The organism is Nocardiopsis prasina DSM 43845, from assembly GCF_000341265.1.
In the GTDB taxonomy this organism is placed as follows: domain Bacteria; phylum Actinomycetota; class Actinomycetes; order Streptosporangiales; family Streptosporangiaceae; genus Nocardiopsis; species Nocardiopsis prasina.
This window is the reverse complement of sequence record NZ_ANAE01000176.1, coordinates 16,096-39,264: the sequence shown is the minus strand read 5'-3', so window position 1 is coordinate 39,264 and position 23,169 is coordinate 16,096. Positions and strand designations below refer to the sequence as shown.

Annotated in this window: 22 protein-coding genes; 20 read left to right on the top strand and 2 right to left on the bottom strand. The window is 71.5% G+C overall.

All coding sequences use genetic code 11. From position 1 onward, the window contains the following. Nucleotides 1-26 precede the first annotated feature (26 nt). The 7 genes from D452_RS0121490 (at nucleotide 27) to D452_RS0121460 (ending at nucleotide 6,492) form a co-directional block, all read left to right on the top strand. Entirely contained in the window at nucleotides 27-983 is a 957-nt protein-coding gene (locus tag D452_RS0121490; protein ID WP_026129542.1) for a methionine ABC transporter ATP-binding protein, read from the top strand. Further along, nucleotides 980-1,711, top strand: a complete 732-nt coding sequence (locus D452_RS0121485; protein ID WP_017546203.1) for a methionine ABC transporter permease — start codon at nucleotides 980-982, stop codon at nucleotides 1,709-1,711. Before D452_RS0121490 ends, D452_RS0121485 begins: the two co-directional genes overlap by 4 nt. 75 nt (nucleotides 1,712-1,786) lie before the next feature. Then, a complete protein-coding gene (locus tag D452_RS0121480; RefSeq protein ID WP_017546202.1) occupies nucleotides 1,787-2,641 on the top strand; it encodes a MetQ/NlpA family ABC transporter substrate-binding protein in 855 nt (284 codons plus the stop codon). A gap of 190 nt (nucleotides 2,642-2,831) precedes the next feature. Beyond that, a complete protein-coding gene (locus tag D452_RS0121475; RefSeq protein WP_017546201.1) occupies nucleotides 2,832-4,229 on the top strand; it encodes a GH1 family beta-glucosidase in 1,398 nt (465 codons plus the stop codon). Between the two features lie 135 nt (nucleotides 4,230-4,364). Continuing rightward, the gene (locus D452_RS0121470; RefSeq protein WP_017546200.1) at nucleotides 4,365-5,396 is read left to right on the top strand and encodes a LacI family DNA-binding transcriptional regulator; all 1,032 of its coding nucleotides are present in this window, start codon (nucleotides 4,365-4,367) and stop codon (nucleotides 5,394-5,396) included. Between the two features lie 112 nt (nucleotides 5,397-5,508). Next, on the top strand, nucleotides 5,509-5,733 hold the full coding sequence (locus D452_RS31480; protein ID WP_017546199.1) for a hypothetical protein: 225 nt from the start codon (nucleotides 5,509-5,511) through the stop codon (nucleotides 5,731-5,733). Nucleotides 5,734-5,826: 93 nt separating this feature from the next. Then, entirely contained in the window at nucleotides 5,827-6,492 is a 666-nt protein-coding gene (locus tag D452_RS0121460; protein ID WP_017546198.1) for a hypothetical protein, read from the top strand. Nucleotides 6,493-6,514: 22 nt separating this feature from the next. Here D452_RS0121460 and D452_RS0121455 read toward each other — a convergent pair whose 3' ends face one another. Next, the gene (locus D452_RS0121455) at nucleotides 6,515-7,549 is read right to left on the bottom strand and encodes a D-alanyl-D-alanine carboxypeptidase family protein (protein WP_017546197.1); all 1,035 of its coding nucleotides are present in this window, start codon (nucleotides 7,547-7,549) and stop codon (nucleotides 6,515-6,517) included. A gap of 793 nt (nucleotides 7,550-8,342) precedes the next feature. Between D452_RS0121455 and D452_RS0121450 the strand changes: the two genes are divergently transcribed. The 13 genes from D452_RS0121450 to D452_RS0121390 all read left to right on the top strand — a co-directional run bounded on the left by D452_RS0121450 (nucleotide 8,343) and on the right by D452_RS0121390 (nucleotide 21,989). Beyond that, nucleotides 8,343-11,591 carry a sensor histidine kinase gene (locus D452_RS0121450; RefSeq protein WP_026129541.1) on the top strand — a complete coding sequence of 1,083 codons (3,249 nt, stop codon included), beginning with the start codon at nucleotides 8,343-8,345 and terminating at the stop codon, nucleotides 11,589-11,591. Between the two features lie 232 nt (nucleotides 11,592-11,823). After that, nucleotides 11,824-12,225 carry a roadblock/LC7 domain-containing protein gene (locus D452_RS0121445; protein ID WP_014909276.1) on the top strand — a complete coding sequence of 134 codons (402 nt, stop codon included), beginning with the start codon at nucleotides 11,824-11,826 and terminating at the stop codon, nucleotides 12,223-12,225. 98 nt (nucleotides 12,226-12,323) lie between these two features. After that, the gene (locus tag D452_RS0121440; RefSeq protein WP_233515572.1) at nucleotides 12,324-12,740 is read left to right on the top strand and encodes a DUF742 domain-containing protein; all 417 of its coding nucleotides are present in this window, start codon (nucleotides 12,324-12,326) and stop codon (nucleotides 12,738-12,740) included. 34 nt (nucleotides 12,741-12,774) lie between these two features. Further along, nucleotides 12,775-13,371, top strand: coding sequence for a GTP-binding protein (locus D452_RS0121435; protein ID WP_017546195.1), 597 nt, complete (start codon nucleotides 12,775-12,777; stop codon nucleotides 13,369-13,371). Nucleotides 13,372-13,506: 135 nt separating this feature from the next. Continuing rightward, a complete protein-coding gene (locus tag D452_RS0121430; RefSeq protein ID WP_026129540.1) occupies nucleotides 13,507-15,177 on the top strand; it encodes a DUF885 domain-containing protein in 1,671 nt (556 codons plus the stop codon). 140 nt (nucleotides 15,178-15,317) lie between these two features. Beyond that, complete coding sequence (locus tag D452_RS0121425; protein WP_017546193.1) at nucleotides 15,318-15,893, top strand: HIT family protein; 576 nt, start codon at nucleotides 15,318-15,320, stop codon at nucleotides 15,891-15,893. Nucleotides 15,894-16,026: 133 nt separating this feature from the next. Then, nucleotides 16,027-16,650 (top strand): phosphatidylinositol phosphate synthase, encoded by a 624-nt coding sequence (gene pgsA, locus D452_RS0121420; protein WP_017546192.1) that lies wholly within the window; start codon nucleotides 16,027-16,029, stop codon nucleotides 16,648-16,650. A 46-nt stretch (nucleotides 16,651-16,696) separates the two neighbouring features. Then, entirely contained in the window at nucleotides 16,697-17,647 is a 951-nt protein-coding gene (locus D452_RS0121415) for a phosphatidylinositol mannoside acyltransferase (protein ID WP_017546191.1), read from the top strand. Beyond that, nucleotides 17,644-18,903, top strand: a complete 1,260-nt coding sequence (locus D452_RS0121410; protein ID WP_017546190.1) for a glycosyltransferase family 4 protein — start codon at nucleotides 17,644-17,646, stop codon at nucleotides 18,901-18,903. The genes D452_RS0121415 and D452_RS0121410 overlap by 4 nt, the downstream gene beginning before the upstream one ends. A 23-nt stretch (nucleotides 18,904-18,926) precedes the next feature. Beyond that, nucleotides 18,927-19,421 carry a hypothetical protein gene (locus D452_RS0121405; RefSeq protein WP_026129539.1) on the top strand — a complete coding sequence of 165 codons (495 nt, stop codon included), beginning with the start codon at nucleotides 18,927-18,929 and terminating at the stop codon, nucleotides 19,419-19,421. 262 nt (nucleotides 19,422-19,683) lie between these two features. Further along, a complete protein-coding gene (gene pdxS / locus D452_RS0121400; RefSeq protein ID WP_026129538.1) occupies nucleotides 19,684-20,595 on the top strand; it encodes a pyridoxal 5'-phosphate synthase lyase subunit PdxS in 912 nt (303 codons plus the stop codon). A gap of 42 nt (nucleotides 20,596-20,637) precedes the next feature. After that, complete coding sequence (gene pdxT / locus D452_RS0121395; RefSeq protein WP_017546187.1) at nucleotides 20,638-21,246, top strand: pyridoxal 5'-phosphate synthase glutaminase subunit PdxT; 609 nt, start codon at nucleotides 20,638-20,640, stop codon at nucleotides 21,244-21,246. After that, nucleotides 21,243-21,989 (top strand): YebC/PmpR family DNA-binding transcriptional regulator, encoded by a 747-nt coding sequence (locus D452_RS0121390; protein WP_017546186.1) that lies wholly within the window; start codon nucleotides 21,243-21,245, stop codon nucleotides 21,987-21,989. Before pdxT ends, D452_RS0121390 begins: the two co-directional genes overlap by 4 nt. 109 nt (nucleotides 21,990-22,098) lie before the next feature. On the opposite strand, the gene D452_RS0121385 is transcribed toward D452_RS0121390, so the two are convergent. Beyond that, nucleotides 22,099-23,157, bottom strand: coding sequence for a tartrate dehydrogenase (locus D452_RS0121385; protein ID WP_017546185.1), 1,059 nt, complete (start codon nucleotides 23,155-23,157; stop codon nucleotides 22,099-22,101). Between the last annotated feature and the right edge of the window lie 12 nt (nucleotides 23,158-23,169).

Here is a 23,169-nt window from a genome sequence, read left to right as displayed (position 1 = left end):
TCGATGGGAAAACCGTGATTGACGCAGTGGGTCTACACAAGACCTACAGGTTGAAGAAACGCCAGGTGCACGCCCTGAACGGGGTGGACCTGCATGTCGAGTCCGGCGAGATCTTCGGGGTCGTGGGCCAGAGCGGTGCGGGCAAGAGCACCCTCCTGCGCTCGGTGAACCTGTTGGAACGCCCCGACAGCGGCACCGTGCGCGTGGGGGACGAGGAACTCACCTCCCTTCGCGGCTCACGCCTGCGCGCGGCCCGGAGGGGGATCGGCATGGTGCACCAGCACTTCGCCCTGCTCTCCTCCCGCACGGTCGCGGGCAACGTCGGCTTCCCCTTGGAGGTCGCCGGGGTCTCCCGCTCCAAGCGCGCGACCCGGGTGGGCGAACTCCTGGAACTCGTGGGCCTGGGGGACAAGGCGCGCGCCTACCCCTCCCAGCTCTCGGGCGGGCAGAAGCAGCGCGTGGGCATCGCCCGCGCCCTGGCCTCCGACCCCCACGTCCTGCTGAGCGACGAGGCCACCTCGGCCCTGGACCCCGCCACCACCGACTCGATCCTGGCCCTGCTGCGCCGCCTGCGCGACGAACTGGGCCTGACCATCCTGCTGATCACCCACGAGATGGACGTGATCAAGCGGATCTGCGACTCGGCGGCGATCATGGAGAACGGCGAGTTCCTGGAGTCCGGCCGCGTGCTGGACCTCATCGGCACCCCGGGGTCCCTCCTGGCTCGCTCCCTCTTCCCCCTGCCGGACAACGGCGGCCCCCAGAGCGTGGTCATCACCTACCCGCGCTCCTTCGACGAGCCCTTCATGTCCGAACTCACCCGCCGCTTCGACGTGGACGTCAACATCCTCGGCGGCGGCGTGGAACAGGTCGCCGGGCAGTCCGTGGGACGCCTCAGCGTCGACATGCGCGGGGAGCGCCGCCGTGAGGCGCTCAGCTACCTGTCCGAGCACGGCCTGCTGGTCGAGGAGGCCGGAAAGTGACCATCAACCCCGCCGACGTCCTCGTCCTCGCCCAGGAGGGCAACGCGGTCTCCGCCATCGGAGACTTCCTCGCGGACTGGCCCAACATGTGGCCCAGCCTGTGGCTCGGCACCCAGGACACCATCTACATGGTGTGGTGGGCGACCGTCTTCAGCGTCCTGGTCGGCCTGCCGCTGGGTGTGCTCCTGGTGGCCACCGACAGGGGCGGCCTCATCCCGGCCCCGGCGGTGCGCGCCGTGCTCAGCGCCATCGTCAACATCGGCCGTTCGCTGCCCTTCATCGTCCTCATGGTGGCGGTGCTGTCCCTGACCCGCTTCCTGGTCGGCACGACCCTGGGCCCCACAGCCGCGATCGTGCCGCTCAGCATCGGCGCCATCCCGTTCTTCGCCCGACTGGTGGAGACCTCCCTGCGCGAGGTCGACCGCGGAGTGGTCGAGGCCGCGCACGCGATGGGCACCCGCAAGTTCACCATCGTGGGCAAGGTGATGCTGCCCGAGGCCATGCCCGGACTGATCGCCGGTCTGGTGATGACCGTGGTCACGCTCATCTCGTACTCCGCGATGGCCGGTGCCATCGGCGGCGGCGGTCTGGGCGACCTCGCCATCCGCGAGGGCTACCAGCGCTTCAACGACCACTACCTGTGGGCCACCGTGATCCTGCTGATCGTGATCGTGCAGGTCGCGCAGAGCCTGGGCGACCTGCTCGTGCGCAGGCTGTCCCGGCGCTGACCCGGGCCCCACCCCCCGACACGACCCCCTCGCCCCCCTCCAGAGCGATACGGAACCAACGGCAAGGAGACATCGATGACAGGGACGAACGTGCTGCGAGGGGTCGCCGCGGCCGGTGCGGCGGCGGTCCTGCTGGCGGGCTGCGGAAGCCCCAGTGAGCGGGCGGCCGACGACGGTGGTGAGGAGGGCGTCGTGCCCCTGCGGGTCGGCGCCACCCCGCTGCCGCACGCGGAGATCCTGGAGTTCGTCAACGACGAGCTGGCGGCCGACGCCGGACTGGCCGTCGAGGTGGTCGAGTACACCGACTACAACCAGCCGAACGCGGCCCTGGCCGAGGGCGAGCTGGACGCGAACTACTACCAGACGGTCCCCTTCCTGGAGGAGTACCTGGAGGGCAACCCGGGCACCGAGCTGTCCTACGTGGCCGACGTGCACCTGGAGGCCTTCGGCCTGTACTCCGAGAACCTCGCGGACCTGGACGACCTCCCCGAGGGCGCGAAGATCGCCGTGCCCAACGACGCCTCGAACATGGACCGGGCCATGCGCCTGCTCGAGGAGCAGGACGTGATCACCCTGGCCGACGGCACGGACGGCCAGGCCACGGAGTCCGACATCGAGGACAACCCTCTGGACGTCACGATCACTCCGGTGGAGGCGGCCCAGCTGCCGCGCTCCCTCCAGGACGTGGACGCGGCCGTGGTCAACGGCAACTACGCCCTGGAGGCGGACCTGCCCGAGACCGCCAACGCGCTGGCCTGGGAGGAGACCGAGGACAACCCGTACGCCAACGGTCTGGTCGTACGCACGGAGGACGTGGAGTCGGAGGACCTGGTCCGGCTCAACGACCTCCTGCACAGCCAGGAGGTGCGCGACTTCATGGAGGAGCGCTGGCAGGGCATCGTGGTCCCGGTCGGGCCCGGTTCGGACTAGTCCGGGCCTCCCGTGCCTCGCGATCGGCCCCGGTGGGACACCCCGCCGGGGCCGTCCGCTTGCGTGGAGGGAGCGTAACGGTTGAATCTCGGGGCGGGGTGACTCCGTTGACTCACGAGGGGGTGTCTGCTTCGGTGACTGGGAGCGCTCCCAAGCGATCCACCCGCCACGGAAGGTGCGTACCGAAGCAGTGAGCAACCCCAACGACTTCCCCGAAGGCTTCCTCTGGGGGGCGGCGACCGCCTCCTTCCAGATCGAGGGCGCCACCACCGCCGACGGTCGAGGCCGCAGCATCTGGGACACCTTCGCCGACACCCCCGGCAAGGTCCTCAACGGGGACACAGGTGACCCCGCCGACGACCACTACCACCGCTACGCCGAGGACGTAGCCCTCATGCGGCGCCTCAACCTCGGCGCCTACCGCTTCTCCGTCGCCTGGCCGCGCGTCGTCCCCGACGGCACCGGCCCCGTGAACCAGGCCGGGATCGACTTCTACGACCGCCTGGTCGACAGCCTCCTGGAAGCGGGCATCCAGCCCTGGGCCACCCTCTACCACTGGGACCTGCCCCAGCCCCTCGAGGACGCCGGAGGCTGGCCCGCCCGGGACACCGCCTACCGCTTCGCCGACTACTCGCGGGTGGTCGCGGAGGCCCTCGGGGACCGCGTCACCCACTGGATGACCATCAACGAACCCTGGTGCGCCGCCTTCCTCGGCTATGAGAACGGCCACCACGCCCCCGGCCGCCGGGACGCCGCGGCCGCCCTGGCGGCCACCCACCACCTGCTGCTGGGCCACGGCCTGGCCGCCGAGGCGATCCGCTCCACCGGCCACCCCTCGAAGATCGGCCTGGCGCACAACCAGGCGGTGATCCGGCCGCACGGCGCCAACGCGGCGGACGCCCGGGCGGCGCGCCGCGCGGACGGCGTGCGCAACCGCATCTTCACCGACCCGCTACTCAAGGGCTCCTACCCCGCCGACGTCGTGGCCGACCTGGCCGACATCAGCGACTTCTCGTTCGTGCTTGAGGGCGACCTGGAGACCATCTCCACGCCCCTGGACTTCCTGGGAGTCAACTACTACTCGCCCGAGTTCGTCGCGGGCTCGGCCAAGGGCATCGACCCCGCCCTGGTCAGTGGTGACGGCGACGCCTGGCTGGGCGCTGGCCCCGACGAGGTGCACGTTTCCCAGGGGCTGCCCGTCACCCACATGGGCTGGGAGATCGACCCCACCGGCCTGTACGACGTCCTCCAGCGGCTGGCGGGGGAGAGCGGCGGCGTCGACCTGTACGTGACCGAGAACGGGTGCGCGTTCGAGGACACGGTCAGCGAGGACGGCGCGGTCCACGACCCCGACCGCACCGACTACTACGAGGGGCACCTGCGGGCCGCGAGGGAGGCGATCCACGCCGGGGTGCCGTTGCGCGGTTACTTCGCCTGGTCACTTCTGGATAATTTCGAGTGGGCATGGGGATACTCCCGCCGGTTCGGGATCGTCCACGTCGACTACGAGACGCAGGAGCGCGTGGTCAAGGACACCGGGCACTGGTACGCGGAGCTGGCCAGGACCGGCCGGTTCCCCGAGAGGTAGACCACCGGTGGTCGACCCGAGTGTCCGTGGGGCCCGTCGTACGGGCGCCCCACGAACGCTCGGGTCGACCCGTGCCCGAGCGCACACACAACCGCCGTCCGGGAGACCGGCGGCACGACGTCCAAGGAGCCCCAAGTGGCCAAGAGTGGCGGTCGGCAGCGACCGACCCTGGAGATGGTGGCGGAACGGGCCGGGGTCGGCCGCGGCACCGTCTCCCGGGTGATCAACGGGTCGTCCCAGGTCAGCCCGAGGACCCGCGAGGCCGTCCACGACGCGATCGCCGAACTGGGGTACACCCCCAACCAGGCGGCGCGCACCCTGGTGACCCGACGCACGGACACGATCGCGCTGGTCGTCTCCGAGTCGCGGGACCGCCTGTTCGCGGACCCGTTCTTCGCCGACATCATCCGAGGGGTGAGTTCGGTGCTGCACGAGCGGGACCTCCAGCTCATGCTCACCACCGCCCGGGGCGAGGCCGAGCACAAGCGCGTGGGCGAGTACCTCAGCGGCTCGCACGTGGACGGTGCCCTCCTGGTGTCCCTGCACCGTGACGACCCCCTCACCTCGCGCCTGGCCGAGTCCGGGGTGCCCGTGGTCCACGGCGGCCGCCCCTACTCCGACGCCCAGCCCGCGCCGTTCCGCGTCGACATCGACAACCTCGAAGGCGCGAGGGTGGCCACCCGCCACCTGCTGGACGCCGGGTACTCCAGGATCGCCACCATCACCGGGCCGCAGGACATGAACGCCGGTGTGGCGCGCCTGCGCGGATACCGCGAGAGCATGATCGCCGCCGACCGGAAGGTGGACGAGCGCCTCGTGGTCCAGGGCGACTTCAGCGTCGAGGGCGGGGCCGAGGCCATGGCCCGACTGCTGGACCAGGGCGGCGAACCCGACGCGGTCTTCGCGGCCTCCGACATGATGGCTGTCGGCGCCATCCGCACGCTGCGCGAACGCGGCCTCAGCGTGCCCGGGGACGTCGCGCTGGTCGGCTTCGACGACACCCTCATGGCCCGGCACAGCGACCCGTCGCTGACCACCGTCCACCAGCCCACGGTCCAGATGGGCCAGGAGATGGCCCGACTGCTCGTGGACGTGGCGATCCCGCGCACCGCCGAGGCCCGGACCATCCTCCTCGACACCCGACTGGTGGTGCGCGACTCCGCCTGAGGCCCGGACGGGCGCGGGCCGCCCACCGGCACGTTCGCCCCCGTGACCGCTGGACTCGCGTGTGCCGCCTGTGCGAGGCTGGTCGCGATTTCGCGGAAGACGGTGGGGGCACATGAAGTCGACGCGGGAACCGACCCACGCCAGGTGCGCGATCTCCGCGTGCGGGTGGTGCGACCGGAACGGGAACCACTGCCGGTTCTGTTCCGGGACGGGGTGGTGGCGGCCCGAGCGGCCGCACCGGGAGGTCAACGGGCTGGTCGTCTGGCACCGGGTCGAGGAGCCCTGCCGGGGCTGTGCCGGAACCGGCAAGGAACACGGGTCGAACGCCGCATCCTGAACCGCGTCACGGGGGAGTGGTCCCCCCCCACGCCCGTTGCGAGGGCACCCGACACCGAGACCCGAGGGGCTCGTGAGCAAACGTGGAGGAACATTGCGCTGGGTCACCTATCTGTCACCGAGCGGTGGCGGCGCGCGCGTGGGCGCGCTGGACGACGGTGACGTGATGGGCAGCCCGGGGACGCGGAGCCTCGGCGAACTGCTGGAGGGCGGGAACGACGCCCTGGCGGACGCGCACGAGCGGGCCGTGAACGGCGCGATCGAGATCATCGTCGAACCCGAGGCCCGCATGTGCGCCCCGGTCGCGCCCACCGCGCCGGTGTCGGTGCGCGCGGGGGACCGCGTGTTCGACATCGGCCCCGAGCTGGTGCGCGGGGTCGACGACGCGGTGGCGCCCGAGGCGCGGTCGGCCCGGGTGGGCGTGGCCGCCCTGGCAGGGGGGTCGGGACCCACGAGCGGCTACACCCCCGCCTGCCTCTGGCTGGACGCGTCGGGCGAGCCCGTGGAACTGATCCTCGGCCCGGTCCTGACCACCGCCGACGATCTGTCCGGTGAAGCGGTGGAACTCAGCACCTCGGTGGACGACAAGGAGAACGGGCGCGGCCGGGTCGAGCCCGGCCACGACTGGCTGGTGTCGGGGCCCGGACGGGTCCGCGCGCTGCTGCCGGTGGCCACCCCCGCCTTGGACGCGGACGACGAACTCTTCGTGGACGCCGGAGAACTGGGCACCTACGAGGTCAGGGTCGGCTCCCAGGTCTGAGCGGACCGTGCCGGGCCCGGGCTCAGGGGGTGAACTCCCAGTGCCAGGGCTCGAACCCGCCGCGGGCCCAGTCCGGGTTGTGCCAACCGTGCTCCGGGCCGTGGTCGAGCATCCACCGGTGCTCCGGGGTGTCGAGTTCGTTCACGCCACCGCACAGGTCCACGGCGACGCCCAGCCCGTGCGCGCTGGTACCCGGCTCGGCCGCCATCCCGGGGAGCATCTCCTGGAAGAGGCGCACCTGCTCGTGGTACGGCCGGTAGGAATCGGTCACACACATCGGGCGGCCGAACTCTGACCGGAAATCCCCGTCGAGCTCGATGAAGGCGGCGGCGGCGTCGGCGCGCAGCCGCTCGCCGGGCTGCGGCAGCGGACACAGGACCCCGTCCGGCGCCCGCCCGTTCCGGAAGTCCCCGGTGCCTCCGGCGCAGCCGCCGTCCCCGGCGGCCTCCTGGGCGCTCTCCCGCTCGCCCTCCGTGCCGCTCACGGCCCCACGGGCGTCCGCCAGGGCCTCCTTGCGGCGTGTCTCCTCGTTCCCGGGGTCCCGGGTGTCGGCCAGGGCGGCCTCCAGCCGGGTCTGCTGTTCCAGGAGCTTCTCGGTCCGCTGCTCCTGGGCGGCTATGGCCTCCAGGGCGGTCTCCCGAGCGGTCTCCGCCGCCTCGGTGGCCTCGGCCTGCTCCCGCTCGGCGGACTCCGCCGCCTCGGCCAGGGTGTCGGTGGCCACCTGCGAGGCCTGGGCCCGGGCGAGGTCGGCCGAGCGGCGCTCCCCGAACAGGAGGAGGTAGGCGCCGCGCTCCAGGGCGTGGGTGGGCCCCTCCGCGCTGGTCCAGGCCTGCATGAGGCTCAGGTCCGCGCCCTTGTAGGCGCTGGCGGCCTGGCGGGCCGCGCCCAGCCGGGCGCCCTCGTGGTGCCGGTCCGCCGCGTCCGCGCGGTGGTCTGCGGCCTCGCGCTCGTCGGTGAGCTCCTCCAGCCGGGCGCTCTCCTCCTCGTAGGCCAGGATGCGCTCCGTGGCGCTCTCCCGCAGGGCGGTCACCTCCGCGCGCGCCGTGGCCAGCTCCACGCGCAGTCGGTCCAGGTCCGCCGATTCGGGATCGGCGACCCCGGCGGTTCCCGGGGCCGCGCAGGTGAGGGCGAACAGAAGCGCGGTGCTCAGTGGAAGCAGTGCCCGGACCGAAAAGCGGAAGGGCGCACGGCACTGTCCTGAACTGCGAGTAATGCCAGGGGCGATGTGATGGTGACTCCGGGTGATCGAATCTGGGCGCGGCGAGGTGCGCATCTCCGCCTTCCCCTCAGGGCCTGCGTACACGTCCTCTCACGATGTCACGGAGGGCAGGCGTGGCAGTGGAAGCTGGTGGTGTGTCCAAATAGTTACCTCATTGTCCGACCGGTTTTCGGTCGACCAGTCTGACCTGGGGGATTGGTCATAATGCGGACAGGGAGGGGATTACGGCCACCGTTGGCCTCGGATGATCTTGCTTGATGGGCATCAATCGCCCGAAGCGAGCCCTTCTCGCCCATTGGTACGCTATGCACCGCACGCGCACCACGACTGTGTCGGTGCGCGGCGCCTCTCCTCCCAGGCGAGTCCGGCGGACAGTCTTCACATCTCCCCACATTCCCACTGCTTCCTGTTTCTGGTGGACCACTGTGGTCATGCCGACCTTCCGGTCTGGAGCGGTCCGATCCCTGGGTTCAACAGCCGTTCGAGGCGGTGACACGAAAGGTTGCGAGGGTCCGTGTCGACACGAGCGACGAAAAGCGGGGCCAGCGCTCAGAGCGAGGCAGCGCAGGCCGAAAACGCCGATGCCAAGCCCCGGCGCAGAGCCAACTGGTGGCGGCCACGTAACTGGCGGGTGCGCTCCCGACTGGTGGCCCTCATCGTCATCCCGACCGCCGTCGCGCTAGCGCTCGGCGGACTGCGGGTCTACGAGGCCTCGGTCTCCACCGTCACCCACGCGCACATCGAGGACCGCGCCCAAGTGGGCGTCCTCATCGTGGACCTGGCCAACCAGCTGGGCCGCGAGCGCACGGCCAGCGCCGTCTTCATCTCCGACAACGCGGACCCGGACCGACGTTCGGACGAACTCCGCCAGGAGATGGAGACCGAGCGGGCCGCCACACTCGACCTCCAGAGCACCCTGAACGCCCGTCTGGACGACATGGGCGCGATGGACGGCGACCTGGCGCAGACCAGGCTCGCCGCGATGCGCAGCCAGCTCTCCACACTGGAGTCCCTGCGCACCGAGGTCGACTCGACCCGCATCACGGTCCTGCCCGTCGTGACCAAGTACCGGACCATCGCCCGGTCGCTGTCCGACTTCAACCAGACCATCGCGGACGAGACCAACGACACCGAGCTGCGTGAGGCCGTCCGCGCCCTCACCGCGCTGTCGAACGCCCGTGACCAGCTCTCCTACGAGACCGCGCTGATGGGCCACTCCCTGGCCCGCAACACGATGACCGGCGGTATCTCCGAGGCCATCGACTCCAGCCGGGCCCGCTACGAGAACGAGATCTCGAACTTCATCCAGGCCGCCTCTCCTCAGCAGCGCGCGGTGTTCGACGAGAACTTCACCGGTCTCGAGGTCAGCCAGGTCTCCACCATGCGGATGCGCGTCATGTACCGCGCCGACCGTGGCGACCCCCTGACCAACGTCACCCCCAACGACGGCCCCGAGGACTACGCGGCCATCGCGGACACCGCCCTGGAGCGCCTCAAGACGGTCGAGTCCAGCCTGGCGGAGGGCATCGCCGTCGACGCCAACGACCTGCGCGACCAGGCCCTGTTCCGCACGATCATGGACCTCATCATCGTCGCGGGCGTGCTCCTGGCCGTCTTCATCCTGACCTCCCTCGTGGTCCGCTCCCTGGTGCGCCCGCTGCGCACCCTGGAGGACGGTGCGCGCCGCGTCGCCGAGCGCGACCTGCCCGAGGCGATCAACCGGATGCAGGAGGCCGGGACGGTCCCCGAGTCCGTCAAGGTCAGCCCCATCGAGGTGCACACCCACGACGAGATCGGCGAGGTCGCCCGCGCCTTCGACGACGTCCACAGGGTCGCCCTGACCCTGGCCTCCGACGAGGCCGCGCTGCGCAGCAACGTCAACGCGATGTTCGTCAACCTCTCCCGCCGAAGCCAGACCCTGGTGGAGCGGCAGCTGCGCCTGATCGACGGTCTGGAGCAGTCGGAGCAGGACGCCGACCGCCTCTCCGACCTCTTCCAGCTGGACCACCTCGCCACGCGTATGCGGCGCAACAACGAGAACCTGCTGGTCCTGTCCGGTCAGGACAACACCCGCAAGTGGGCCCAGCCCGTCCCGCTGGTCGACGTCCTCCGAGGCGCCGTCTCCGAGGTCGAGCAGTACGAGCGCGTCAACGTGCGCGCCCCCTCCCACATCTCGGTGCTCGGCCGTCCGGTCAACGACGTCATCCACCTCGTCGCCGAGCTGGTGGAGAACGCCACCTCGTTCTCCCCGCACGACACTGAGGTGCTCGTCAGCGCCAAGATCATGGACAGCGGCGCCGTGCAGGTCGACGTGACCGACAGCGGCATCGGGATGGCCCCGGAGGACCTCGCGGCGATCAACGCCCGCCTGGCAGCCCCGCCGGTCATCGACGTCGCGGTCTCGCGCCGCATGGGCCTGTTCGTGGTCTCGCGCCTGGCGCACCGCCACGGCATCCGCATGGGTCTCAAGGAGGCGCACGGCGGCGGCACCACCGCCAGCGTCGTCTTCCCGCCGGACCTGCTTATCACCCCGGTCGAGGGCCAGCACGCCCTGGGCGGGGTCGGGAACCGTCCCGAGCTGTCCGCCGGGGCGCCCGACACCTTCGCCGAGGCTGAGGCGGCCTTCGCCGCCAGCCCCGCCGCCGAGGAGCCGAACGACCCCTGGAACAGCCAGGAGTCCGGCGACCTCACCGGTGACCTGGGCGGGCTGCCCAAGCGCAAGCCCGTCGGCGGCCGCACGGAGGAGCACCCGCCCAGCGGCCAGGACCTGTGGAACACCACCAGCACCGGCTCCGTCTGGGAGGCGCCCAACCGCGCCGAGGGCCTGTCGCCCAACAGCGGCCTGACCGACAACGCCAACCCGGTCGTGGACCCCTACGACGTGCCCGAGGAGGACGAGCCGAGGCAGGAGGAGACCACCGGTCGCAGCCTGTTCGACCCGGCCCCCCGCAACAGCACGGACACGGGTTCGTTCAGCGCCCCGGACTCCGGCTCCTTCCGCCGTCCCACCGACACGGGCGCCTTCGGCCGCCCCGCCTCGGAGAAGGGCGGATTCGGGAGGAATCCCGAGCCCGAGAACCGGAGCTCGGACTCCTACGACGTCTTCGGCACCGGTACCCATCGGAGCGGGGCCTTCGACACCGGGTCCCGCGAGTCCCGCCAGCCGGAGCCCCCGGCGGCGCCGGCTCGCGGTGAGGACAACACCGAGACCTTCCCGGCGATCTCCGCCTGGGACAGCGGCGCGCAGCAGCCCCAGCAGCCCGCTCCGCAGCCCCAGCAGCCCGAGTCCAACACCACCGGGAACTGGCGCACCGGGGGCGGCGACTCGCGGGAGGGCTACGGTTCCACGGCCTACCTGTCGCGCCGCTATGGTGGCGCCCAGGGCCCGAACAGCACCGTGGTCCCGGCGGCCCCGTCCGGCCAGGACGCGGACTCGCTGCCGATCTTCGACGCGATCGAGTCCAACTGGTTCAAGCGCCGCACCGGCGGTCCCACCGTGGACACCACCGAGACCGGCCCGATCCAGCAGGTGCCCCCGGCGCCCCAGGAAACCCGGGAACCCCAGCGCACGCGCAGGGAACCCGCCCAGCAGCAGCCCCCGGCCAACCCCCGTTCCGAGCAGGAATGGAACTCGGCGGCAGACCGCGGCTGGAAGGCCGCGCGCACCGCGGCCGAGCCGCTCGCCGGTGGATTGACCACCTCGGGCTTGCCAAAACGGGTTCCCAAGGCAAACCTTGTTCCTGGTACCGCACCCAAGCCGGAGAACTTCAAGCAGATGCCCACCAGAAGCGCGGACCGGGTCCGCAACCGCTTCTCGGGCTTCCAGAAGGGCGTCCGCGACGGTCGGAACCGGCTCGGCGACAGTTCGACGGAGGAGTGACCCAAGTGACCAGTGGTGGGACGGGGTCCCTCACAGTCAGGGAAGCCGGATGCAATAGCATCAACCGAGCTTCTCGGACGCGCCACACCCATCGCTTGACGAGAGCGGAACACCAGACTCCCGGTCACCCCCACGGGAGGGGCCGGGTGGTTCGCAAAGGCAGTGCTGTCACATGCCGTGCCGGCGGTAGCAGTGCCCACAGATCGACCGGCGAACTTGGACAGGAGATCAGATGAGTCGACAGGTGAATGAACTCAACTGGTTGATCACTGACTTTGCCGACCGGGTACCCGACGTGGCCCACGCGATCGTCGTCTCCTCTGACGGCCTTCCGCTGGCCTCGTCCGCGGGCTTCCCGGCGGACCGGGCCGACCAGTTGGCCGCAATCGCCTCTGGTCTGTCCAGCCTGACGCAGGGCGCGGCCCGGGTGTTCGAGGGTGGAGCGGTCGCCCAGACCGTCGTCGAGATGGAGCGGGGGCTGATGCTCATCATGGCCATCAGCGACGGCTCGTGTCTCGCGGTCCTCGCGGCGGCCGAGAGCGACCTGGGTCTGGTCGCGTACGAGATGACCCTGCTCGTCGAGCGGGCGGGGCGGGCGCTGACACCAACGGCGCGCACCTCGGGAATCCACTGATCCACCACCGACAGGAGGAAGTGGTGGCACCTCACAGTAGAGATGCCGGGAGCGCCTCGTGGTTCGGACAACAGCCGGGCCATCCCTCCACCGGAGGGATGCCCGCAGTTCCGGGCGGCGGAGATGTTCCTCGACCAATCCAACAACCGTATGACCAACGACCCGCGCCGGGCAGCGCCCCCAGTTCGCTGGTGCGCCCCTACGCGGTCACCAAGGGCCGTACCAAGCCGAAGTCTCAGCTTCCCCTGGAGGCGCTGATCTCGGCCACCGCGGCGGCCCGGAACGAGTCAGGAACGCTGACGCCTGAATGGCAGGCGATCAGCGACCTGTGCCGGGAATGGCGATCCGTGGCGGAGATCTCCGCGCTGTTGCGGATGCCTCTCGGTGTGGCGCGGGTGCTTGTGGCGGACATGTCCGAGCAGGGACTGGTCCAGATCAGGTCTTCGCTCGACAACGACGCTCGCCCCAACACCAACCTGCTTGAAAGGGTGCTCAGTGGACTTCGCAAGCTCTAGCCCAGCCGAGGAAGGCGGTGCTGGGGGGAACGCGATGACGTCGGTCAAGATCGTCGTCGCCGGGGGCTTCGGTGTCGGGAAGACGACATTCGTTGGCTCCGTCTCCGAGATCGTGCCGCTGACGACCGAGGCGGTCATGACCAGCGCCAGCGTCGGGGTGGACGACCTCGCCAAGACGCCGGACAAGCAGACCACGACCGTCGCCATGGACTTCGGCCGCGTCTCCCTCGACTCCGACCTGATCCTGTACCTGTTCGGCACCCCCGGACAGCACCGGTTCTGGTTCATGTGGGACGACCTGGTCAAGGGTGCCATCGGCGCGGTCGTGCTGGTGGACACGCGACGCCTGGCCGACTGCTTCCCCGCGATCGACTACTTCGAAGAGGCGCGTCTGCCCTTCATCGTGGGCATCAACGGGTTCGACGGCTACTACCCCCACGCCGCAGACGAGGTCCGGGACGCGCTCACGCTCAGCCCGGAGATTCCCATCGTCCAGGTGGACGCCCGTGACAAGGCCTCCACCAAGTCGACGCTCATCACCCTCGTCGAGCACGCGATCACGGTGGGGGACCCCGAGGGCGCCGCAGGGCAGCAGCCCACCTCCACCGGGGGCCAGAACTCCTGGCGCTGACCAGGATCTGACCCGGGCCGGGGTCCCGCACGGAGTACGGCCCGGTTCCCGCACGTCGGGAACCGGGCGTCCGTGTTTTCCCTGACCTGGCATCATGGCGGCATGACCTCCTCCTCCCAACCCGACGCGGCCGAGATGACCCGACGCTTCCGAGACGTGGCCGAGCGGGTGCTCGACGCCCTCCTGGCCGACGACCCCGAGTGGGCTCTGGACCTGGGGGACACCCGGGGAGCCCACCGGCTCACCGACCACTCCGTCGAGGCCGACTCCCTGCGCGTCCGGCTCCTGACCGACGCGCTGGGTTCCCTGGACGAGATCGACGCGGACCTCGTCCCGACCGACGACCTGGTCGACCTGGAGATGCTCCGGACCAGGATCAGCGCGGACCTGTGGCACACGACCGAACTGCGCCCGCACACGTGGAACCCCCTGGTGCACTCACCGGGTGAGGCCCTCCACGCCCTCCTGGAACGGGACACCCTCCCGCCGGAGGAGCGCCTCGCGGCCCTGACCGCGCGCTGCGCCGCCCTGCCCGCCTACCTGGACACCGCGCGAGCCCGCCTGTCCGAGGGTCCCGGCATGCCCCGCGTGCACGTGGAGACCGCCCTGGGGCAGCTGGAGGGCGCCCGGGGGATGCTCGCCGAGGCCGTTCCGGCCCTGGCGGCCCAGCACCCCGAGCACGCCTCCGGACTCGAACCCGCCCGCGCCGCGGCCCTGGCCGCCCTCGACGAGTACACCTCCTGGATGCGCACCGAGCTGGAGTTCGCCACCGGGGACCCGCGCCTGGGCGCGCGACGGTTCGCCGCCCAGCTCTGGTACACGCTCGACTCCGAACTGTCCCCGGAGGCGCTCCTGGTACGCGCCGAGAGCGACCTCCTGGCCACGGAGGAGGCACTGGCCGAGGCCGCCGCCGAGTACACCGGTGAGCCGCGCCGCCCCGGCCAGGTCGCCGAGGTGCTCTCCGCCCTGGCCGACGAGTTCGAGATCTCCCCCGAGGGGGTCGTCCCCTCCTGTGTCGACGCCCTCGAACACCTCTACGCCCGGGTCCGGGAACTCGACCTGGCCACCGTCCACGACGACCCGGTCGAGGTCATCCCGATGCCGGTCTCCCGGCGGGGCGTGGCCGTGGCCTACTGCGACGCGCCCGGCGCGCTCGACCCCGACGCCTCCTCCCAGCCCACCTTCATCGCGGTGGCCCCGCCGCCCGAGGACTGGCCCGCGGAGCGCCAGGTCTCCTTCCTGCGCGAGTACAACGCGGGCATGCTGCGCAACCTGATGGTCCACGAGGCGATGCCGGGGCACGCCCTCCAGCTCGCCCACGCCGCTCGCCACCGGGGACGGACCCGGGTGCGCTCGGCGCTGAGCAGCGGCACCTTCGTGGAGGGGTGGGCGGTCCACGCCGAGGACGTGCTGGCCGTTCACGGGTGGTCCGGAGGGTCCGACCCCGCCACCCGGCGCGCCAACCTCGGGCTGCGCCTGGTCCAGCTCAAGATGCGGCTGCGGGCCATCCTCAACGCGATCCTGGACGTGCGCGTGCACACCGGCGACCTCACCGAGTCCGAGGCCGTCGCCCTCCTGACCGAACGTGGCCACCAGGAGGAGGGGGAGGCCGTCGGTAAGTGGCGGCGCGCCCTGCTCACCAGCGCCCAGCTGTCCACCTACTACGTCGGCTACGCGGAGGTCTCCGACATCGCCCGGGATCTGGCGCTGGAGCGCCCCGGCGAACCGGTCGGCCGCCTGCACGACGCCATGCTCGCGCACGGCAACCCGTCCCCGCGCCACCTGCGTACCCTGCTCGGACTCTGAGCCACGGGTCAGTGGAGCACCTGAGCGCGCCACTGACCCGTCGCGCCACCCCCGGACCGCGGGGTCCGACGCTTCACCCGCCGCGCGCTCCTATGCTGGACGCGCGGCACGAAACGGTCAGGCGAGGGGGCGGACGAGCCATGCGCGGTACCCACGACGAACCCGGGAGCGGTGCGGACCGGCCGCCCGGCGCCGGAACCGGAACCCCGGACGGCCACGAACGGCTCTGGACGCCCCACCGCATGGCCTACATCAAGGGTGAGGGGAAGCCGACCGGGCCCGGAGCCGACGAAGGCTGCCCCTTCTGCCGCGCCCCCGGCCTGCCGGACGAGGAGGGCCTGGTGGTCGCCCGCGGCCGGTCCGCCTACGTGGTCCTGAACCTGTACCCCTACAACAGCGGCCACCTGCTGGTCTGCCCCTACCGGCACGTCTCCGAGTACACGTCGCTGGACGAGGGGGAGACCGCCGAGGTCGCCGCGCTCACCCAGGCCGGGCTCCGGGCGCTCACCGAGGCCTACGGTCCGGGCGGCTTCAACGTCGGCATGAACCTCGGTACCGTGGCCGGTGCCGGGATCGCCGCACACCTCCACCAGCACGTCGTGCCCCGCTGGGGCGGCGACACCAACTTCATGCCCGTGATCGGCCAGACCAGGGTCCTGCCCGAGATGTTGGAGCGGACCCGCGCCAGGCTGGCCGAGACCTGGCCCCGGAAGTGAGGCCGGGACCACCCGCGACCCCCACCCCAACGACTGCCCGTGGTCGACGCCACCCCCAGAGGGTGCGGCTCCCACTCCGACGACCGTTACCGTCCTACGATCACTAGAAGACATGCTGAGAATCCTTCGCCCCATGATCTCCCGGGTCACCGCTCCGCTCGGTCGGAGCCTGGCCCGCATCGGCCTGACGCCCAACCTCGTCACCATCATCGGTGCCACCGGTGTCGTCGTCAGCGCCCTCTACTTCTACCCCCGCGGCCAGCTCTACGCGGGTTCCGTGGTCATCACCGTCTTCGCCCTCTTCGACATGCTCGACGGAGCGGTGGCGCGGGCCAACGACAGCGGCAGCGCCTTCGGTGCCTTCCTCGACTCCAGCCTCGACCGGGTGGCCGACGCCGCGATCCTCGCCGGACTCATGTGGTGGTTCGTGGGTGAGGGCGACGATCCCATGCTCGCCGGACTCACCCTGTTCTGCCTGATCAGCGGCTTCATGGTCTCCTACATCAAGGCGCGGGCGGAGGGCCTGGGCGTCAACTGCGACGTCGGCGTGGCCGAACGCACCGAACGCCTGATCATCGTGCTGGTGGCGGTGGGCCTGAGCGAGCTCGGCGTTCCCTACATCCTCGCGGGCGGCCTCTGGCTCCTGGCCGTGATGAGCCTGCTCACCGTCCTCCAGCGCCTCGTCGAGACCCGCGCGCGCCTCAACGACCCCGGCTTCGCCGAGGGCGAGGACGAGAAGACCAGCAACGGCGCCTGACCACGCCGCCGAGGGGACCGAAGCACAAGAGGACGAGGACGACGACGTGGACGAACGCATGGCCGACCTGGCCTACTCGGCGGGGTGGACGCTGGTCCGCCGCGCACCCGAGGGGGCGGGCCGGGCGGTGTTCCAGAGACTGGCCGACCGGGCCTGGCGCACCCACAACGACGGCACCCGGGGGCTGGAGCGCAACCTGCGCCGGCTGGTCGGGCCGAACGCCACGGACGCGCAGCTCAGGGCGTTGTCCAAGGCGGGGATGCGCTCCTACATGCGCTACTACTACGAGATGTTCCGCCTGCCCGCCATGGGTCGGGAGCACATCCTCGACCACACCCGCCAGACCGGGATCGAGGTGCTGGAGGAACACGTCAGGTCCGGGCGCGGAGTGGTGGCGGCCCTGCCGCACATGGGCAACTGGGACCACGCCGGGGCGTGGATCGCCGCGCGGGGCACCCGGCTCACCACCGTGGCCCAGCGGCTGCGCCCCGAGAGTCTCTACCAGCGGTTCACCTCCTACCGTGAGTCCCTGGGGATGGAGGTCCTGCCGCTGACCGGCGGTGCGGCCAACACCGTCGGGGTCCTCTCCCGCCGTCTGCGCGAGGGCGGACTGGTGTGCCTGCTCGCCGACCGCGACATCAACGGAACCGGGCTGGAGGTCGACCTCTTCGGAGAGAAGGCACGAGTCCCCTCAGGGCCCGCCGCCCTGGCCCTGAACACCGGGGCCGCCCTCATGCCGGTCTCCCTCTGGTACGACGGCCCCCACTGGCACGTCCGTGTCCACGACGAGGTCCCCGTCGCGGCGGAGGGCAGCCGCACCCAGCGCGTCCACGACACCACCCAGGCGCTGGTCCGGGTCCTCGAGGGAGCCATCGCGGAGCACCCCGAGGACTGGCACATGCTCCAGTCCGTCTTCAGCGCCGACCACGACGCCGACCGCGCCCGCCGCCACGAGGTCGAGGCGGCCGTGGCGCGCGACCGGGAACAGCGGCGGTGACCCGGGCGCGGACGCCCTCGGGCACCCCGGACGCCACCCCCCAGGCGGACGGGAGCGGGATGCGCGTCGGGATCGTCTGCCCCTATGCCTGGGACGTCCCCGGCGGGGTGCAGCAACACGTGGGGGACCTCGCCGAAGCGCTCGGCGCCATGGGCCACGAGGTCTCCGTGCTGGCTCCGGTCGGCGACCCCGACCACCGGACCCCGCCCTACCTGGTCCCGGCCGGACGCCCGGTCCCGGTGCCCTACAACGGCTCGGTGGCCCGCCTCAGCTTCGGCCCCCGCACGGCGGCCCGGGTCCGCCGGTGGATCGCCGAGGGCCGCTTCGACCTGCTGCACATCCACGAACCCGCCGCTCCCAGCGTCTCCCTGCTGGCCTGCTGGGCGGCGGACGGGCCCATCGTGGCCACCTTCCACACCTCGAACCCGCGCTCGCGCGCCATGGCCGCGAGCTCCGGCGCCCTGCGCTCGGCCCTGGAGAAGATCAACGCGCGCGTGGCGGTCTCCGAGGCGGCCCGCCGCACCCTGGTCGAACACGTGGGCGGCGACGCCGTGCTCATCCCCAACGGGGTGTCCGTGCGCCGCTTCGCGCACGCCGAGCCGCTGCCCGGGTGGCCGGGGCGGGGCGGCTCGATCGGTTTCCTGGGCCGCCTGGACGAACCCCGCAAGGGGCTGGCCACCCTCCTGGAGGCCTTCTCCCGGATGGCGCCGCACCGGCCCGAGCTGCGCCTGCTCGTGGCCGGACCGGGCGAGGCCGACCTGTCCGGTGTCCCCGAGTCCCTGCGGCACCGCGTGGTGTTGCCGGGGCGGCTCGACGACGCCGACAAGATCCGCGCCTACCACTCCACCGACGTCTTCTGCGCGCCCAACCTGGGTGGGGAGAGCTTCGGCATCGTCCTGACCGAGGCGATGGCAGCCGGGGCCGCGATCGTCGCCAGCGACATCCCCGCCTTCGGGGCGGTCCTGGACGGCGGCGCGGCCGGGGAGCTGTTCCGGGTGGGCGACGCCGATCACCTGGCCGAGCGCGCGGCGGCCCTGCTCGACTCGCCCGAACGCCGGGCCGGGCTCTCGGAGGCCGCACGCGTTGCCGTGCGCGCCTACGACTGGGACACCGTCGCCGCCGACATCGCCCACGTGTACGAGACCGTCCTGACGTCGGGAGAGGGGGCCGACGCCGGTGTGCGGTTGGACGGCGGACGCCGTTCCTCCGGGGCGCCGCGCCGCGCGCACCCGCGGCTGCGGGGTGAGCGGTCCTGATCGAGGACGTTCGCTTCGTCACCCTGGTCGCGGCGATCCTGATCGCGCTGGTCCTGCTCGGCTTCTACCTGTCGTGGCGGGCCACCCGGCTCGACCGCCTCCACCACCGGGTGGAGACCGCGCGCGCCGCCCTGGACGCCGCTCTGCTGCGCCGGGCCGCGGCCGTCCTCGACCTCGCCGCCGACCCCGGTCTGGACCGGGAGACCGCCGGGAGGCTCGCGGCGGCCGCCAACGCGGCGCGCCGGGCGGGGGAGGGGGAGCGCGAACTCACGGAGAGCCGGCTCTCCCAGGCGTTGCGCGCCGCTTTGGACCCCCCGGACGCCGGGCTGGCCCCGGACCGGCTGGACGAGGTGACGGTCGCCGCGCGCGGCGTGTACCTGGCCAGGGTGTTCCACAACGACGCCGTGTCCGACACCAGGCGCGCGCGCCGCTCACGACTGGTCCGCCTCCTGCGCCTGGCGGGTACCGCCGCGCTGCCCCACTACTTCGAGATGGACGACCAACCGCCCCGGCGCTGACCGGGCGATCGGGACGGCACTCCGACGAGGTGGCCACACCTCACACACCGATACTCCAGCCTGGCCAAAGGCCGCGAAACGGGTGGAACTAGGATGGGATGCTGGTCGACCCGGTGCGCGCCGCCGACGGTGCCCGCGCGCCTGCGTGCGGTCGCCGGGCGCGCCCGCCGCGTCGCATCCAGGCCGTGCTCCCGGCCGTGAGGTGTCCGGGGAGCGGGCGGTCTGGGCCCCCAGTCAGCCGAACGAACGGGAGACCACCACCGTGGCCACCAACGCAGCGAACACCACCGACAACGCCGTCGGTACCCAGCGCGTCAAGCGCGGCATGGCCGAGCAGCTCAAGAACGGCGTCATCATGGACGTCGTCACTCCCGAGCAGGCCAAGATCGCCGAGGACGCCGGTGCCGTCGCGGTCATGGCCCTGGAGCGGGTGCCCGCCGACATCCGCAAGGACGGCGGCGTCGCCCGCATGTCCGACCCGGACATGATCGACGGCATCGTCGAGGCGGTCTCCATCCCGGTCATGGCCAAGGTCCGGATCGGACACTTCGTCGAGGCCCAGGTCCTGGAGTCGCTCGGCGTCGACTTCATCGACGAGTCCGAGGTCCTCACGCCCGCCGACGAGGCGTACCACATCGACAAGTGGGCGTTCACCGTCCCCTTCGTGTGCGGTGCCACCAACCTCGGCGAGGCCCTGCGCCGGATCGCCGAGGGCGCGGCGATGATCCGCTCCAAGGGCGAGGCCGGCACCGGGAACGTCGTCGAGGCCACCCGCCACATGCGCTCCATCAGCGGCGAGATCCGGCGCCTGGGCACCCTGGACGAGCCCGAGCTGTTCGGCGCCGCCAAGGAGCTGCGCGCCCCGTACGAGATCGTCAAGGAGGTCGCGCGCCTGGGCAAGCTGCCCGTCCCGCTGTTCTCCGCCGGTGGCGTGGCCACCCCCGCCGACGCCGCGCTCATGCGTCAGCTGGGCGCCCAGAGCGTGTTCGTCGGCTCGGGCATCTTCAAGTCCGGTGACCCGGCCCGGCGCGCCGACGCCATCGTGCAGGCCACCCTGCACTACGAGGACCCGGCCGTGATCGCCCGCGTCTCCCGCGGACTGGGCGAGGCCATGGTCGGCATCAACCTGGACGAGCTGTCCGACTCCCAGCGCTACGCGGGACGTGGCTGGTAGCCGCCGCCCCGACCGCCGAACCCACGACCAACGAGGCCGTACGTGACCGCCAGCCCCACCATCGGCGTGCTCGCCCTCCAGGGCGACGTCGCCGAACACACGCACATGCTCCGGGACCTGGGCGCCCGCACCGCGCGGGTCCTGTCCGCCGAGCAGCTCGACACCGTCGACGGTCTGGTGATCCCCGGCGGCGAGTCCACGACCATGTCCAAGCTCGCCGTCCGGTACGACCTGATGAAGCCGCTGCGCGAGCGCGTCGCGGACGGGATGCCCGTCTACGGGACCTGCGCGGGAATGATCATGCTGGCTGACCGTGTTCTTGGCGGAACGGCCGACCAGGAGACCGTCGGCGGCATCGACATGACGGTGCGCCGCAACGCCTTCGGCCGCCAGACGGAGTCCTTCGAGACCGGGGTGCGGATCGACGGGATCGGCGACGACCCCTTCGACGCGGTGTTCATCCGTGCGCCCTGGGTCGAGTCGGTCGGCCCGGAGGTGGCGGTACTCGGGAGCGTTACCGGTACGGACGAGGCCGGTAGGATCGTCGCCGTACGACAGGGCGGCCTGATGGCGACGTCCTTCCATCCCGAACTCACCGGCGACACGCGTATCCACCGCCTCTTCGTCGACATCGTGAAAGGACATGCATGAGCGGCCACTCCAAGTGGGCCACCACCAAGCACAAGAAAGCCGTCATCGATGCCAAGCGCGGCAAGCTGTTCGCCAAGCTGATCAAGAACATCGAGGTGGCCGCGCGTACCGGTGGCGGGGACCCCGAAGGGAACCCGACGCTCTACGACGCCATCCAGAAGGCGAAGAAGAACTCGGTGCCCGCCGACAACATCGAGCGCGCCCGCAAGCGCGGCTCCGGTGAGGAGGCCGGTGGCGCCGAGTGGCAGACGATCATGTACGAGGGGTACGCCCCCGGCGGCGTGGCACTGCTCGTGGAGTGCCTGACTGACAACCGCAACCGCGCCGCCTCCGAGGTGCGCGTGGCGGTCACCCGCAACGGCGGCAACATGGCCGACGCCGGTTCGGTGTCGTACATGTTCAACCGCAAGGGCGTCGTGATCGTGCCCAAGGAGGGCACCAGCGAGGACGACGTGACCATGGCGGTGCTGGAGGCCGGGGCCGAGGACGTCGAGGACCTCGGCGAGGCCTTCGAGATCGTCTGTGAGGCCACCGACCTGGTCGACGTCCGCACGGCACTCCAGGAAGCGGGCATCGACTACGAGTCCGCCGACTCCAGCTTCCTGCCGACCATGGAGGTCCCGGTCGACGCCGAGGGCGCCAAGAAGGTCATGCGGGTCGTGGACGCGCTGGAGGACTCCGACGACGTCCAGAACGTCTTCACCAACGCGGACATCCCCGACGAGGTCATGGCCGAGCTCTGAGGCCGGGCCCGGACGCCGACCACGCGTCGACGCCCGTGGCCGCACCCCCCGCTGGGGGCGCGGCCACGGGCGTTCCACGCGGCGGCGCGGGTCGCTCCGCCACCGGCCGTCAGGGCAGGCGGCGCAGGACCTCGGACGTGAACTCGTCGGTCCCGGCCTCGCCGCCCAGGTCGCGGGTGCGCACCCGGCCCTCGGCCAGCGCGGCGCGGACCGCGTCCATCATCTGCCGCCCGGCCTCGGGGTGGCCGAGGTGGTCCAGCATCATCGACGCCGACCACAGCGCCCCCAGCGGGTTGGCCACCCCGCGGCCCGCGATGTCGGGCGCCGAACCGTGCACCGGCTCGAACATGGAGGGGTACTCGCGCTCGGGGTTGAGGTTGGCCGACGGGGCGATCCCGATCCCGCCCGCCACCGCCGCCGCGAGGTCGCTGAGGATGTCGCCGAACAGGTTCGAGGCCACGATCACGTCGAACCCGGCCGGTTCCAGGACGACCTTGGCGGCCAGCGCGTCGATGTGCTCCTGGTCCCAGACCACGTCCGGGTGCAGCGCGGCCCGCTCCGCCACCAGCTCGTCCCAGAACGGCATGGTGTGCACGATCCCGTTGGACTTGGTGGCGGAGGTCAGGCGGCCGCCGCGCCGCTCGGCGAGATCGAAGCCGTACTCCAGGACCCGCTCCACGCCGCGGCGGGTGAACACCGACTCCTGTACGGCGCGCTCCTGCGGGGTGCCCCGGTCGAAGCGGCCCCCGTCCCGCGAGTACTCGCCCTCGTTGTTCTCCCGCACGACCACGAAGTCGACCTCACCGGGCAGAGCGCCGGTGACCGGGCTGGGCACGCCCTCCAGGACGGTGATCGGCCGCAGGTTGACGTACTGGTGGAACTCGCGGCGGATCGGGATGAGCAGGCCCCACAGGGACACGTGGTCGGGCACGCCCGGCCAGCCCACCGCCCCGAGGAGGATGGCGTCGTGGTGGCGGATCCGGTCCAGACCGTCCTCGGGCATCATCGCGCCGGTGTGCGCGAACCGCTCGCACGACCAGTCGAACTCGTCGTAGTCCAGGGCGAACCCGTGGTGGGCGGCGACCCGGTCGAGGACGGCGGTCGCGGGGGCGACGACCTCACCGCCGATGCCGTCTCCGGGGATCGTGGCGATGCAGTACTGCTTCATGGGGTCTCCATC